This window comes from Chryseobacterium sp. CBTAP 102 (genome assembly GCF_003201365.1).
Taxonomy (GTDB): domain Bacteria; phylum Bacteroidota; class Bacteroidia; order Flavobacteriales; family Weeksellaceae; genus Chryseobacterium; species Chryseobacterium candidae.
Window position 1 is genome coordinate 45743 of record NZ_QICX01000013.1, and the last position, 14863, is coordinate 60605.

10 protein-coding genes are annotated in these 14863 nt (G+C 36.8%); 2 read left to right on the top strand and 8 right to left on the bottom strand.

Annotated elements, in window-relative coordinates; all coding sequences use genetic code 11:
• Nucleotides 1–134 precede the first annotated feature (134 nt).
• Nucleotides 135–2504 carry an outer membrane beta-barrel family protein gene (locus tag C8D70_RS16580; protein WP_110368051.1) on the top strand — a complete coding sequence of 790 codons (2370 nt, stop codon included), beginning with the start codon at nucleotides 135–137 and terminating at the stop codon, nucleotides 2502–2504.
• Between the two features lie 106 nt (nucleotides 2505–2610).
• Nucleotides 2611–4476, top strand: coding sequence for a M1 family metallopeptidase (locus C8D70_RS16585; RefSeq protein ID WP_110368052.1), 1866 nt, complete (start codon nucleotides 2611–2613; stop codon nucleotides 4474–4476).
• A 147-nt stretch (nucleotides 4477–4623) separates the two neighbouring features.
• Here C8D70_RS16585 and C8D70_RS16590 read toward each other — a convergent pair whose 3' ends face one another.
• The 8 genes from C8D70_RS16590 to clpB all read right to left on the bottom strand — a co-directional run bounded on the left by C8D70_RS16590 (nucleotide 4624) and on the right by clpB (nucleotide 14521).
• A complete protein-coding gene (locus C8D70_RS16590; protein WP_076596888.1) occupies nucleotides 4624–6009 on the bottom strand; it encodes a phosphatase PAP2 family protein in 1386 nt (461 codons plus the stop codon).
• A 108-nt stretch (nucleotides 6010–6117) separates the two neighbouring features.
• The gene (locus C8D70_RS16595; RefSeq protein ID WP_110368053.1) at nucleotides 6118–7131 is read right to left on the bottom strand and encodes a zinc metalloprotease; all 1014 of its coding nucleotides are present in this window, start codon (nucleotides 7129–7131) and stop codon (nucleotides 6118–6120) included.
• A gap of 444 nt (nucleotides 7132–7575) precedes the next feature.
• On the bottom strand, nucleotides 7576–8580 hold the full coding sequence (locus C8D70_RS16600) for a zinc metalloprotease (RefSeq protein ID WP_110368054.1): 1005 nt from the start codon (nucleotides 8578–8580) through the stop codon (nucleotides 7576–7578).
• Between the two features lie 248 nt (nucleotides 8581–8828).
• Nucleotides 8829–9470 (bottom strand): response regulator transcription factor, encoded by a 642-nt coding sequence (locus tag C8D70_RS16605; RefSeq protein ID WP_110368055.1) that lies wholly within the window; start codon nucleotides 9468–9470, stop codon nucleotides 8829–8831.
• Nucleotides 9467–10198, bottom strand: coding sequence for a sensor histidine kinase (locus tag C8D70_RS16610; RefSeq protein ID WP_228408054.1), 732 nt, complete (start codon nucleotides 10196–10198; stop codon nucleotides 9467–9469). The genes C8D70_RS16605 and C8D70_RS16610 overlap by 4 nt, the downstream gene beginning before the upstream one ends.
• A 706-nt stretch (nucleotides 10199–10904) precedes the next feature.
• The gene (locus C8D70_RS16620; protein ID WP_110368058.1) at nucleotides 10905–11435 is read right to left on the bottom strand and encodes a hypothetical protein; all 531 of its coding nucleotides are present in this window, start codon (nucleotides 11433–11435) and stop codon (nucleotides 10905–10907) included.
• A 200-nt stretch (nucleotides 11436–11635) separates the two neighbouring features.
• Nucleotides 11636–11788, bottom strand: coding sequence for a hypothetical protein (locus C8D70_RS20895; protein ID WP_168802051.1), 153 nt, complete (start codon nucleotides 11786–11788; stop codon nucleotides 11636–11638).
• 138 nt (nucleotides 11789–11926) lie between these two features.
• Nucleotides 11927–14521, bottom strand: coding sequence for an ATP-dependent chaperone ClpB (gene clpB / locus C8D70_RS16625; protein WP_076596882.1), 2595 nt, complete (start codon nucleotides 14519–14521; stop codon nucleotides 11927–11929).
• Nucleotides 14522–14863: the final 342 nt, after the last annotated feature.

Consider the following 14863-nt stretch of genomic DNA (forward strand, 5'->3'; position numbering starts at 1 on the left):
ATTCAGGTTTTCTTATTTTAAGAAGAAAGTATTAACCCATCATTAACCTTCTATTAACCGTGTTTCTTATAATCAATATAGAACTTTGTACCCATAGAACAGAACAGGGGTTTTGTTAGGATAAAAAAATAAATATGTATAAAATTCTTTTTCTTCTGTGTTTTCCAGCTTTGATTCTTGCCCAGAAACAAAAATTGGGAGGAACAGTAGTGAACACTGAAAACGAAAAGCTTTCATCAGTAAAGGTGGAAATTTATAATGCTCAAAATAAATTAATCAAAGAATTGAAAACAGATGAGAACGGGAAGTTTGTGATGGAGGATATCGCAGAACAGGAGATGAAGTTGGTTATTAAAAATCAGGGATATTCCTTATTTGAGAAAAAAATAGATTTAAAAGAGCCTGAAATGCTGAATATCATTCTTAAAAAAGACTCTCAGGAAATAGAAGAAGTGGTGATGACAAAACACAAGCCTTTGGTGAAAAGAAAGGTAGATCGTCTGGAATTTAATGTGGAAAACAGTAATATTTCTTCCCTCAATGCCTGGGAAATCCTAAAAAATACACCCAGTGTCACCATCAACAATAGTGTATTGAGTGTAAAGGGAAGTACCGGAATTCTGGTGACTATTAATGATAAAAAAGTAATGCTGACAGGGGATGAGCTTAAAAATCTTCTTGAAAATACACAGGGAGATGACGTAAAATCAGTAGAAGTGATTACCAACCCGCCTGCAAAATATGAAGCCTCAGGAAGTGCCGTACTGAATATCGTTCTGAAAAAGAATAAAATCGAAGGCTATCGTGGTATTCTTTCATCCAAATATGTGCAGACCCAATATGCGAAAGGCGTTTTTGGTGTTTCACAATATTTTAAAAAAGATAAACTTTCCTTAATGGGAAGCTATTATAAAGGGCTGGGAACGTACTACCGGGAAGGAACAGATTATGTAAACTATCCGGAAAGCCAAACCAGATGGGTGAGTACGATGAACAGGAAGGATAAAAACAATAACCAGAATACCCTGAATTTTAATGCGGAATATGAATTGGACAGTCTGACTAATCTAAGCCTCAACTACTCAGGGTATTTTTCTCCAAAGTCCATCGGAACCTACAATGTTCCTACGCTGATCTATAACCAGCAGGATAGAGTAGAATCTGATTATACCACTATAAATGATCACCGTTCCCGTTCCATCAATAACTCTGTGAGCTTTCAGATAGACAGAAAACTGAATAAAAAAAGCAGTCTTTCATGGATTAACTATTTTACCGGAAATAATGCCGATAAATATCAGAATGTAATCACCTACCTGAATTTTGCCGGACAGCCACCGAAAGAAGATAACTTCTTTACCCGGAATAAAGCAGATGTTCAGCTGTATTCCACCCAATTCGATTATCAATGGAAAGGGGAAAAACTGGAACTTGAATCGGGAACGAAGTATAGTTTTGTAAAGACCGGCAGTACACTTGATTTCTCCGATAACGAGAACGGAGCATTACAATACAGACCGGAAAAAAGCAGTATTTTTGATTATAAAGAACACAATTTTGCCCTGTATTCTTCCTTAGCCTACGATATCGGGAAGTGGAGTTTCAAAGGAGGGCTTCGTGCAGAAATGACAGATCTTGAAGGCGTAGTTTCCGAACCTTATGAACTGAATAAGACCAATTACTGGAAATTTTTTCCCACTTTTTATGCACAATATACCACAGCAAACAAACAGGAATTAGGTTTCTCCTATGGAAAAAGAATCAGCAGACCTTCCTATTCATGGCTGAATCCTGCAAAATCTTACTACAATCTGTTTTCCTATTATCAGGGAGATCCCAAATTAAAAGCAACCATTACCCACAATCTTAATCTTACTTATTCCTGGAAAGACTGGAATATGGATTTGTACTACAGAAAAGAAATATATCCTTCCATGGAAATTTCCTATCAGGAGCCAAGTACCAATAGTCTGATCTATTATTTTACCAATATTGAGAAAGGAGAAGCTTTCGGAGTAAGTTTGTATAAAAATTTCCAGGTGAAATCCTGGTGGAATATTATCCTTTCTGAAAATCTGGAACATAACGAAAATTATTTCAAAGGAATTGATGGAATATTGTATAAAAATAAAGTATGGAATTGGGTTTCCAATATTTCCACAAGCTTGACGCTGGATAAAAGCAGCGACTGGAAAATGGAAATGGGACACCGCTACTATTCTCCCGGCATACAGGGAACTTTCAGGATATCTTCTCTGTGGTCAGCCTATTTTGTAATGAACAGAAAATTCTTTAGTAAAAAACTGGAAGCCAGTCTTGTTTTTAGTGATATCTTCAGATCCACGGGGCAGAAGGTCAGCACAAAATATGCGAATCAGGATAATTATTTTCTTGATTATACCGATACTCAGGGAGTGACATTTTCATTGAAATTCAACTTTGGAAATCAATCGGTTAAAAATGCAAAAACAATTAAGAAGACAGCTGAGCAGGATAGATTGTAGAATATTTTAATTAAAAAGTCAATTGTTGTGAAATATTATCGTAAAATAATGGTCTTATGATGGTGTATTTTCGTTATTTTTGATACTTATCTTTAAAAAGATTGCTATGAAGAAAATTTTTTCCGGGATGCTGATCGCAGTTTCTTTACTGCAATTGTCAGCTCAGGAATTGTATATGCCGAGGAATATCAAAAAAGCGTATGAAAGAGGAACGCGTGATATCTCCGGAGCGCCAGGAAAAAACTACTGGCAGAATAAAGGAGTCTATAATGTAGAGGTGAGAGTAGATGCTGCTACAAAAGTAGTTTCCGGAAAAGAAACCATTGTTTATACCAACAACAGCCCGGATCATCTGAATGAACTGGCTATTCGATTTGTGAATAACCTTCACAAGCCGCAGTCGCCAAGATCTGGTTTTGTGTCTAAGGATTTCCTTTCGTCTGGACTGAAAATTAAATCTTTTACGGTAAACAATGTAAAATATGAGATCAACAGTGATGATTGGAGTACGGTTGAAAAAGTAAAATTAAAATCAGCTCTGAAAGCTAAATCAAAAGCTGAGGTTAAAATAGAGTGGGAATATCCATTATCAGTTCAGAGTGGAAGAGAAGGGCAGATTGATCCTGAAACATTTTATGTGGCATACTCTTTTCCGAGAATTTCCGTGTACGATGATTACAACGGATGGGATATGCTGCAGCACTCAGACAGACAGGAGTTTTATAATGATTTCAATGATTACAGTTTTGCCATCACCGCACCGAAAAATTATGTAGTCTGGGCAACCGGAGATTTTCTGAATCCGGAAGCTGTCCTTCAGCCCGAATATTTAAAAAGATATAAAACTTCTCTGAAAAGTGATAAGCTGATGCATATTGCCACAGAACAGGAAATGAAGTCCGGAAAAGTAACCAGGCAGAATAAGTGGAACGTCTGGAAATTTAAAGCCAGCCATATTACAGATTTTTGTTTTGCGATGAGTAACCATTATGTGTGGGATGCAGCCAGTGTTCAGTTAAGAACAAAAAGAGCCAGTGTTCAGGCCGGATATAAAAACGGAGCTAAAGATTTTGAACATTATGTAGACTGGATGCGCTACAATCTGGATTGGTTCTCAAAAAACTGGCCGGGTGTGGAATACCCTTACAACGTCATGGCGGCTATCCAGGGATACGCAGATATGGAATATCCTATGATGATTAATGATACCAGCATTCCTGATGATCTTAATGATGCAAGGCTTACGGCAGATCATGAAATTGCCCATACGTATTTCCCTTTCTATATGGGAATCAATGAAACAAGATATGCATTTATGGATGAAGGCTGGGCAACTACGTTTGAATATCTTATAGGTATTGATGAAAACGGAGAAGCGGCTGCCAAGGAATTTTACAAAAACTTCCGTGTTAAAAGATGGATCAATGATCCTTCTGCAGAACAGGATCAACCAGTGATTACGATGAGTACACAGGTAAGCGGTGCCGGATATGGAAACAACTCTTATGTAAAATCTTCATTGTCTTATCTGGCGCTGAAAGATTATTTAGGAGATGAACTCTTCAAAAAAGCATTACATCACTACATGGATAACTGGAACGGGAAACATCCTGTGCCCTGGGATTATTTCAATTCTATGAATACAGGCTCTGGAAAAAACCTGAACTGGTTTTTCCAGAATTGGTTTTATACCAATAATTATATTGACTTAAAAGTAACAGGTGCATCCCAGATGAATGACATGCTTACCATTAATGTTGCGAATGTAGGGGGCTTTGCAATTCCGTTTGATGCTCTATTATCGTATGATGACGGAACAACAGAAAAACTCCATTTTTCACCTTCTGTGTGGGAAAAAGATCAAAAACTGACTGACCTTGTAATTCCCATTAAGAAGAAAATAAAATCGGTACAGCTGGACGGAGATATCTTTATGGATTATACTCCGGATGACAACCGTAAAAGCTTATAAAAGTAAAGAGGCTGTCTCAAAAGTGTCATTCTGAACGAAATGAAATGTAGTGAAGAATCTCATGTGTTTGGTTATCAGTGATATTCTTCCTTCGTCAGAATGACAAAAGCCAGATTGTTTGACTTTTGAGACAGCCTCTTTCTTGTTTTAAAAATAGGCAGTCAATCGTAAACCTAGTGTAATATAATTGATTTTTTCTTTAGCAATCAGGTTGTTCAGTTCCTGATCCAGTTCAGCACTTTCCTTAATATCATCACTGAAGTAATAGCGGATAGTAGAATTGATCTGATTGTAATCCGTATAGAAAGTAAGACCTAATCCAGGGTTGAACTTGTAGGTCATAGAAGCACCAGTATTCCATCGGAAAGCTGGTTTTGGTTTGTAGCTGGCTATCTGAAGCTCGTGGTTGGGAGCATCAATACCCTCTCCTCTTACAAATACTTTTCCGTTGGCAGTAGCAGCGTATCCTCCGGTAATCTTTACCGTAAGCTGCCATTTATCTGATATTTCATGAGAAAAATAAGGTCCTATGCCGGCAGAAAGAAATCCCATGGATTGTGTTTTGATTTCATGATCACCAAAGTCCTGCCCGTCATCTAATGTTATTCTTTGAGATTTAATAGGGAAGCTGCTGAAGGATATATCGGCCCCCACGCCCCATTTTTTTGAAAAGAAATAAGCGCCCTCCAGTCCGCCCTCAAAACCTATTTGTTTTTTATCATCCAGTTCAGATTCTTTCAGGAAGTTGGTTGTCCCTAAAGCAGTCCCCATTTTCAGCGCAAGAAAAGATGGGTAATCGTTACCCTGTATTCTGGATAACATACTTAAATTATCCCCCTTGTTTTTATAAATTTTGTCAATAAAAAAATACCCCAGTTCTGTTGATATAATCCCGATACCGGCACCGGCAAGAATATCCGGAACCCAGTGTCTGTTATTTAAATTTCTTCCAAGCCCTGTAAGAGTAGCAGAACCATATCCGGCAATACTGTAGGCCGGATTTACCAAACCATATTCTTTGTGGAGAAAGCTTGCATTGGTAAACGCCATAGCAGCATGTCCCGATGGAAAAGAATTGTTTTTGGATCCATCCGGACGTTCCACTTTTGCTGTATACTTAATAGAATTAACTAAAATTGCCATGATGGCTAAACTTGTACCATAAGATAAAGTAGCTCGTCCAATATTGTTACGGCCTTTTACACCTGCCAGCTTTAATCCGTAAACAGCTACAGCAGGAGCGTATTGCAGATAATCATCATATTTGACTTTGAAGTTGGGAAGATAGCGGTTTCTTACCTCTCGAATATTTTCTTTTTCTCCCCAAGTTGCTGCGGCTGCAGTAAAAAGAAGGGCAGGAGCTACTGATTTTTTTACCCATTCTTTTTGGAAAAAAGGAGTTTTCTCCTGAATAGTATACCCTGAATTGATGACTGCCAGATCTTCCTTGAGATTTCGGGATTGAATAGTATCCTGTGCTTTAATAAAGCATAATTGCAATAATATTCCGGATGCTAATGCTATTTTTTTCATCTTGGTAGTAGTGAAATTTAAATCGCGTAAAAATATTAAAAAAATCTATCCCAAAAATTGAGATAGACTATTTTAATATTATTATAATATTCTAGCTGAGCTTTTTGATTACCTTAACCCTGCTCTTGGTCCAGATGCTGCTACTACAGCCTGCATTCTTGTTTTTTGGTTGGCAGAGAACATAACCATAGATTTGTCATCCACATAATCCATGTAGTTCATGAACATCTGAGAACGGCTTACCCCTCCGCACACTCTGTTCAGAGGATAAGTAGGATTTCCATAGTTAGGGCCGGGAGATGTGGGGGTATCATTAGAGTAATCCGTCTGGCATCCTGCATCAGATGATCCCCAAAGGTGCGGAAGGTTTAAGTAGTGTCCTACTTCATGTGTTACTGTTCTTCCTAAATTGAACGGAGCAGAAGCACCAGTTTTACCTATATACTGATATCCTATGACAAGACCGTCATACCATTGCCCTGCATGTTCAGGGTAATAGGCATAGCCTAAGGTTCCGGGTTGGTTGTTTTCATCAAGGATTGAATTGACAACCCAGATATTCATGTTTTTTGTTACATCAGTGGCATCAATTCCTCCTGTGCTGGCTTTTTTCATTTGTTCCAGATCAGATCTCCATCCTGTCTTTGTACTCTGTTTGCGGTTGGTTGCTACTAATTTGAAACGGATTTTTACATCACCTGCTGCGGCTGGTTTAAATGCAGAAGGAATTTTCGTGATATCGGAATTGGTTGCTCCATAATCGGCATTTAGGACTGCAATTTGTTCTGCAATTCTTGCATCAGAAACATTCTGAGCAGAAGTGTTGTAAATTACGTTAAAAACTACTGGGATTTCAACAGTTCCATCTGCCAACACTTTTCCTATTTTAAGATTTTCTGCAAATTTTTCAGTACTGAATTCAATATCAGCTATTTTTTGCTTGAGTGAAGGGTTTTTCAGAAGCATTGCTTGTCTGATTTCTTCTGACGGACAGCTTCTTCTAAGTGCACTTGGAACAGTATTTTCCTGATCCGGAGAAGTCTCGTTTTGATGAGTTAAGTTGTCGTTGTTGCACGCCGACATAAAGCCCAGAACCAGGGCTCCAAATAAGAATTTTTTCATATCGTTATAATATAATTTGGTTGAGGATGTGAAATTATAGTATTTGAAATTAATATGCAAGCTATTTTTTAAAAATACTTAACGAATGTTTAATTTATAGGCTGTTTTATTGAATTTAAATCATGTAAATGATGAATGTATTGAATTTAGTTAAAATCAATTACTTGTTTTATATTTCACATTTAAGTATGTTTTGGGTGTAAATAATTTTAGTATTTTGCTGTTTTTTAGAATGTTTTTTATAATAAATCGGGCTGAAATGTTTTTTTTAAAGAGTCAGAAGACACTTATTTTCTTGGCAGATTATTCCAGTAGGTCCAATGGCAGATCTGATTTCAATATTTTTCATTATTATTTGTATTTCTGAAATGAAAACAAAGTAGGAGACAAAAAAATCTGTCTCAGACTTGAGACAGATTTCAAATATGTAAAAGGATTATAATTTTAATATACTCTTAATCCGGATCTTGCACCAGAAGAAGCTACTACAGACTGCATTCTTGTTTTTTGTCCTGCAGAGAACATAAACATGGCAGCATCATCTACATAATCCATATAATTCATAAACATGACGGATCTTTGTACGCCGCTGCAGGTATTGTATAGCGGGTAAGAAGGTTTTCCATAATTTGCTGTAGTTTGTGTAGGCGTGTCACTTACCTGGTCGTTTCCACAATTGGCATCTCCCCAGATATGTCTTAGGTTTAGGTAGTGACCTACCTCATGTGTAGCGGTTCTTCCCAGGTTGAAAGGTGAAGAAGCTCCGGTTTTTCCAAAATATGGAGCGGCAATTACAACACCGTCATTCCATAAACCTGCAGATTCAGGGAAAGTGGCATACCCAAGAATGGTACGTCCCTGGCTGGTCATTTTACCCACCACCCATAAGTTTAAGTAATTGGTAGGATTAGTAGCATCAATTCCTCCTTTAGATGCTTTTTTCATATCATCATTAGTTGCCCAGCTTGTTTTTGAAGTGGATTTCCTAACGGTGTTTACCAGTCTGAATTTTACTTTTGTATTTCCTGAGCTTACCGTCTGGAATTCAGTCGGGATTTTGCTGGCATCAGTGTTGGTGCCGGAATAATCAGCATTCAGTACCGCAATTTGTTCTGCAATTCTTGCATTAGAAACGTTTTCAGCTGTTGTTTTGTAGATGACATTTACGATAACCGGGATTTCTACAGTACCATCGGCAAGAACTTTTCCAAACTTCACGTCATTGGCGAATTTTTCTGTGTTGGTTTCTAATGCTGCAAATCTTTGTTGGAGTTCAGGGCTTTTTTTTAATGCTTCTTGTCTGATTTCCTCAGAAGCACAGCCTCTTTGAACCAGACTTGCGGTAGTTACTGCTTCGTCAGTTGTGTTTTCGTTTTGATTGGTGATGCTGTCATTGTTACATGCAGCCATTACACTGAGCATAAAAGCTCCAAATAATAGTTTTTTCATATCAAAATCATTTAGGTTGAGAATATGAAATTATATTATTTAAAATTAAAATACAAGAATTTTCTTTGTTTTATTGATTTATGGTTAATTTTTGCTTGTTTTGCTTGTGTTTTATTTAGTGTTTTTGCTTATTTATTGATATTTGCTTAATTTAAATTAATTCGCTGATTCATTTTTGGTTTTTAATTTTTTTGTGTAAATTATTTTCTTTTAAAATCATATTTAAAAGAATTTTTTCACGGTAAAACTTAATTAGCGAAACCATTTTTAATGGCAAAGACGGCTAGTCCTACACGGGTTTTGAGATCCAGCTTTTCACAAAGCTGGTCACGATAGCTTTCCACTGTTCTTGGGCTGCAGCACATTCTGTCTGCAATTTCCTTATAGCTGAGTTCGGTTACTGTGTATTTTAGAAATTCTTTTTCTCTGTCGGAAATTCTTACTGCAATCTCAGTTTCTGTCTCTTTGTTCAAATTGGAAAATATGATTTTGGAAGCCCAATCCGGGTAAAAGAAACCATCGCTATTAAGTCTGGTAAGTGCGGTTTCCAGATCTCTTGGATGGGTGTTTTTCAGCAGATAGCCTTTTGCTCCGCTCCTGATCATCTTAATTACACTGTTATCATCTCCCTGCATGCTGAGTGCCATAATTTTAATATCAGGGTGGTTTTTTGTAAGCCATACTGCCGTTTCAAAACCGTCCATGATAGGCATGCTGATATCTAAAAGAATAATATCAGGAATCGGGTTGCCCTCTTCAAATTTCTGGATAAGATCTTTCCCGTTTTCACTTACATAGATCACTTCAAATTCACTGAAATTACCAATAATTCCTTCCAGAGCTTTAGCAATAAGTATATGGTCGTCAACAATGACAATAGATTTTTTCATGACTGTTTTTTTAAGATAATATTGATTTGAGTTCCCCTATTTTCCTGGCTTTCCATACGAAAACCTGCGCCTATGATTTCTGCTCTGTTTTTCATATTGGTAAGGCCTATTCCATTGGATTTGATCTGTGAAGTATCAAAACCGATTCCATCATCACGAATATCAAGTTCCCAAAGGATATCTTCTGAAGTATTAAGGCTGATAAAAATATTTTTACAACGGGAATGTTTTATACTGTTCTGAATAAATTCCTGAGTAATTCTGAGAAGAACATTCTTATGAACAAAACCTAAATCCAGTTGTTTAAAATTGTGTTCAAAACTTACATGACATTTTTTAAAGGAATTGGTATTATCTACTTCTTCCTGTATCAAAGTTACAATTTCCTTCTGGTTGATGTTGTCATCCGTTAACGTTTTTGACAAGCTTCTGAGATCCTGCAGAGATTGATTGATAATCTGCGAAACCTGATCAATTCTTTCACTTGCCTCGGATACCTTATTTTCATAAAGCATCTGCTGTACATAAAGGCTTACGAGGGTGAGTTTCTGCCCAATGTTGTCGTGCAGTTCTCTTCCGATCTGCTGCATCGTGGCCTGCTGAATTTCCAATTGGGTAGAAAGGAGCTCTCTCTGATGAAGTTCATTTTTTCTTTCTATTTCGTTTAAGTACTCTTTTTTTCGTTGTCTGTAATTCCGGATATAGATAAATACGGCTATTACAAACATCAAAAAAAAGATGTTGAATGAAATAAGAGTTATTAAGAGTTCTGTTTTCCCCATATAAATGAACTTGCAAATAAAATATACATAACAGCTCCTGAAACCTGAAAATATATAAAATAAATATCCCAGATATCTATATATTTCCAAAGAAGGGAGTTAAATGTCATAAATGGTAAGTTGGCGATGTAAAAGAGCGTTACTCCCAAATTAATATAAAACATTTTGTTTTTACTGAAATTAAGAATCTCAGATGAATTAACCTGTTTATAATATTCCATAATAACCAGAGCCATTAAAAGCAAACACCCTATATTATAATTGAATGAAAAGATAACTTTCTTTTCTGGAAAGAACATTGCTCTGAGAATATATGTTAATAGATATATTCCTGTTAAGATATAGAATAGTTTTGTTTTCTTAAGAGATTCTTTTGCGTAAAGCCAATAAAAAAAAATAAATTGTAATGGAATCACAAAGTAATTGTGAAAATTTATCCTGTCTATTTTAAGCGGTTTTTCTCCCCATTTTACAGCCGATTCACACAGAAAAATAAGAATTAAATAAATTGCCAGGTATTTCCAATGTTGTTTTCTTACACGATTATAATAAATTAGGGAGATTATAGCAGCGACGGCTTCTCCCCAATACATAAACGACGAAAAAATCTTTTGAATCTCAGTCATATTGTGTTTAAAACAATGAATAGTAATTAATAAGATGTACCCATCGGCGGTGATGGCGGAATAAGTGTTCCACTATTTTCTCCAAGCCCCGTGTCATCATCTTGTTCAATACCTTTGGCAGAAGGCGTGTTTAATGCTAAAGGTTTGCTGTCTGTATTTTGGAAAGGATTGAAGTCATAATCAATAAGTTCCCCTGTTTCATCGGCTTTTTTCAATGTTGGAATCAGTACCAGGGTGTGTTTTCCGGCATATTCTGCAGGAACAGGGTGAGAGTCCATGATAGACCAGTTTTCCTGTTTCGGATAAGTGGCATAATAAAATCTGATTCCAAGATCTTCCTCAGAAGCAGAAGGATCTACTTTTGCAGCTTCTTCTTCGATCTTTGCAATAAAGCTTTTTAATTTCGGAAGGTCAAACCAGATGGAATGAGCATCATCTATTCCTAAATTGGTATTGATAGCATTAAGGTGATTTTGACGGTAATTGTCGATCAGAGCCTGGATAAGACCGTTTGACATGGTTCCAGGTTGTAATGGATTGTTTGATTCTGTATTCATAGCTTAGTGGTTTACGGTAAAACTCAATTAATATGCAAATTTCGTAAAAAATATTCGAGAAAATGTATTCACGAATTGGGAATTACACTGTTATTTTTACCGTGATTTTACGGATTGTATGTGAAGGATAACAATTTCTGATAAAGAAAATTCAATTCATTCTATAAAAAAACGGAGAAAGTATATTTCCCCGTTTTTCTTTAAATACATGGATATTTTCTCCAGTCCCTGCAAATGTATCCTGAAGTACAGCACAGATTGGCAGGGCAGTTCATATTTTCGTCACACATAATGACAGGAGCGATAAGGCCGCCATCAATTTTCCTTAAATCGTTTCTTTTAAGTTTTTTCATACTGATTCTGTTTTAGTTATTAGTATTGTAAAGATAAGTTTATTTCACATGATTAGGATAAAAAGTAAAAAAAATAAGTGCTGCAGATTTAATCTGCAGCACTTATTCACAAAAATAATGTATATGAAAAAAACTATTTTATTGTTCGGCAGGTCGGAAAACCAGTCCTGTTTCTACAAAATAATCCAGAGTAATTCGGTCTCCATCGTTTACGTTTCCTGCAAGGATTTCTTTAGACAGTTTGTTTAAAACTTCCTGTTGAATCACTCTTTTCAATGGTCTTGCTCCGAAGGCAGGATCATATCCCTTATTCATCAGATAATCTACGGCATCCTGAGTGAAAGTCATAATAATGTTTCGTTTGGATAACATTTCATTGAATCCTCTCAGCTGATACTGAACAATTTTTCCGATTTCTTTCTTTCTTAAAGGCTGGAAGAGTACAATTTCATCAATTCTGTTCAGGAATTCCGGACGCAGAGTCTGTTTCAAAAGATCAAAGACCTCGTCTTTTGTTTTATCCACAATTTCATCCTGATTTTCCTCCGTAAGATTCTCAAAATTCTCCTGAATCAGATGTGAACCTAAATTGGAGGTCATGATGATGATAGAATTTTTGAAATTCACCACCCGCCCTTTATTATCCGTCAGACGTCCGTCATCCAAAACCTGAAGTAATGTATTGAAAACATCCGGATGCGCTTTTTCAATTTCGTCTAAAAGCACTACGGAATAAGGTCTTCTTCTTACGGCTTCAGTCAACTGTCCTCCTTCATCATATCCTACATATCCCGGAGGCGCTCCTACCAGTCTTGAAACACTGTGACGTTCCTGGTATTCACTCATATCAATTCTGGTCATATTGTTCTCGTCATCAAACAGGAATTCTGCCAATGCTTTTGCCAGCTCGGTTTTACCTACGCCGGTTGTTCCCAGGAATAAGAAGGATCCGATAGGTTTTTTATCATCGCTCAAACCGGCTCTGTTTCTTCTGATCGCATCTGCAACCGCCTGAATCGCTTCGTCCTGTCCTACCACTCTGTGGTGCAGTTCAGCCTCAAGATTCAATAACTTATCTCTTTCAGACTGCAGCAGCTTGGTGACAGGAATACCTGTCCATTTAGCAATCACTTCAGAGATATTTTCTGCCGTAACTTCTTCTTTGATCAGTTCATTCTGATGATTCTGCATTTCAAGTTCCACTTTGGCAAGCTCTTCCTCTTTTTCACGAAGTTTTCCGTATTGGATTTCCGCTACTTTGGCATAATCTCCTGCTCTGGAAGCTCTTTCTGCCTCATGTTTCAGAGATTCAATATCTTTTTTGATCTGGGTAAGATCTTCACTTTTCTGTTTTTCTTTCAGCCATTTGGCATTGATCTCATTTCTCTGTTCAGAAATTTTGGCAATATCTTCTTTAAGATGATCAATCTTGGTCTGGTTGCCTTCTCTTGAAATGGCGGCTAATTCAATTTCCAGCTGCATTAATTTTCTGTCCAGAACGTCCAGTTCTTCCGGCTTTGAATTGATTTCCATTCTAAGCTTTGCAGAAGCTTCATCAATAAGGTCGATAGCTTTGTCCGGTAAAAAACGGTCAGAAATATATCTCTGAGACATTTCCACTGCAGCAATAATTGCCTCATCTTTGATTCTTACCTTGTGGTGAGCCTCGTATTTATCTTTAATACCACGAAGGATAGAAATGGCAGATTCAGTATCCGGTTCTTCCACCATCACTTTCTGGAAACGTCTTTCCAACGCTTTATCTTTTTCAAAATACTTTTGATATTCGTTCAGCGTAGTAGCACCAATGGCTCTTAATTCCCCTCTGGCCAAAGCAGGTTTTAAAATATTAGCTGCATCCATTGCTCCTTCACCGCCTCCGGCTCCTACCAAAGTGTGGATCTCGTCAATGAAAAGAATGATTTGTCCGTCTGATTTGATCACTTCATTCACAACAGATTTCAGACGCTCTTCAAATTCACCTTTGTATTTGGCTCCGGCGATTAAAGCTCCCATGTCAAGTGAGAACAACGTTTTATCCATCAGGTTTTCCGGTACGTCACCGCTGATAATTCTATGAGCAATTCCCTCAGCAATTGCAGTTTTACCTACACCGGGTTCTCCGATAAGGATCGGGTTATTTTTAGTTCTTCTGGAAAGTATCTGTAAAACCCTTCTGATCTCTTCATCACGCCCTATTACAGGATCCAGTTTCCCTTCTGCTGCTAACTCGTTAAAGTTTTTAGCATATTTATTTAAGGATTGATACGTTTCCTCTGAACTTGCAGAAGTGGCTTTGCTTCCTTTTCTTAATTCTTTGATAGCGCCTTCCAGCAGGTTTTTGGTTACGCCCATATCTTTCAGCATTTTGGATACTTCAGAAGAAGTTTCCAGCAGAGATAACCATAAGTGTTCAATCGTTACATATTCGTCACCCATTTTCTTTGCGATATTGGGGGCGTCCAGCAGTACTTTGTTGGCAGATTGAGAAAGATAAATGTTCCCTCCCTGTACTTTTGGAAGTTTCTCTAAATTTTCACGGTTGCGCTCTCTTACCAAATTGGCATCTGCTTCAGATTTTTTCAGTAAGAAAGGCGATATATTTTCATCCACCTGGAAGATTCCTTCAAGGAGATGTTGAGGTTCGATACTTTGGTTGCCCAATTCCATAGCAACCTGCTGTGCTGCCTGGATGGCTTCCTGCGATTTTACAGTATATTGGTTTAAGTTCATATCTTTTATATTTTTAGTAATGGTTTGTATTAAGTTTAGTTTTTAAAAACATCAAGAAACTAAATTCTAAGGCTCAGTTTCTTAATGCCATCAATTATTTAATCATTTATTCGATGAGTGTATCGCAAAAACTGTTCAATTATTAAATTTACAAAAAAATAGGACAAATTTTCCGGATATTGTATTTTTAACGGTAATTTAACTTGACAAATTTTCCGGTTTTGCAATTATTTCTTTGAAATTCATGAACAAATAGTCATAGTAGAGTAAAGTATCCTGATAATTACAATGAAAATAAAGCGTCTTTTTCTTTTTCCGAGCAAAAAATGAACAGTTTAATTC

What these genes read in the sequence shown, in the direction of transcription:
- C8D70_RS16580 (WP_110368051.1), top strand. Translation starts at nt 135, where the DNA reads ATGTATAAAATTCTTTTTCTTCTGTGTTTTCCAGCTTTGATTCTTGCC.
- C8D70_RS16585 (WP_110368052.1), top strand. Translation starts at nt 2,611, where the DNA reads ATGAAGAAAATTTTTTCCGGGATGCTGATCGCAGTTTCTTTACTGCAA.
- C8D70_RS16590 (WP_076596888.1), bottom strand. Translation starts at nt 6,009, where the DNA reads ATGAAAAAAATAGCATTAGCATCCGGAATATTATTGCAATTATGCTTT.
- C8D70_RS16595 (WP_110368053.1), bottom strand. Translation starts at nt 7,131, where the DNA reads ATGAAAAAATTCTTATTTGGAGCCCTGGTTCTGGGCTTTATGTCGGCG.
- C8D70_RS16600 (WP_110368054.1), bottom strand. Translation starts at nt 8,580, where the DNA reads ATGAAAAAACTATTATTTGGAGCTTTTATGCTCAGTGTAATGGCTGCA.
- C8D70_RS16605 (WP_110368055.1), bottom strand. Translation starts at nt 9,470, where the DNA reads ATGAAAAAATCTATTGTCATTGTTGACGACCATATACTTATTGCTAAA.
- C8D70_RS16610 (WP_228408054.1), bottom strand. Translation starts at nt 10,198, where the DNA reads ATGTTTGTAATAGCCGTATTTATCTATATCCGGAATTACAGACAACGA.
- C8D70_RS16620 (WP_110368058.1), bottom strand. Translation starts at nt 11,435, where the DNA reads ATGAATACAGAATCAAACAATCCATTACAACCTGGAACCATGTCAAAC.
- C8D70_RS20895 (WP_168802051.1), bottom strand. Translation starts at nt 11,788, where the DNA reads ATGAAAAAACTTAAAAGAAACGATTTAAGGAAAATTGATGGCGGCCTT.
- clpB (WP_076596882.1), bottom strand. Translation starts at nt 14,521, where the DNA reads ATGAACTTAAACCAATATACTGTAAAATCGCAGGAAGCCATCCAGGCA.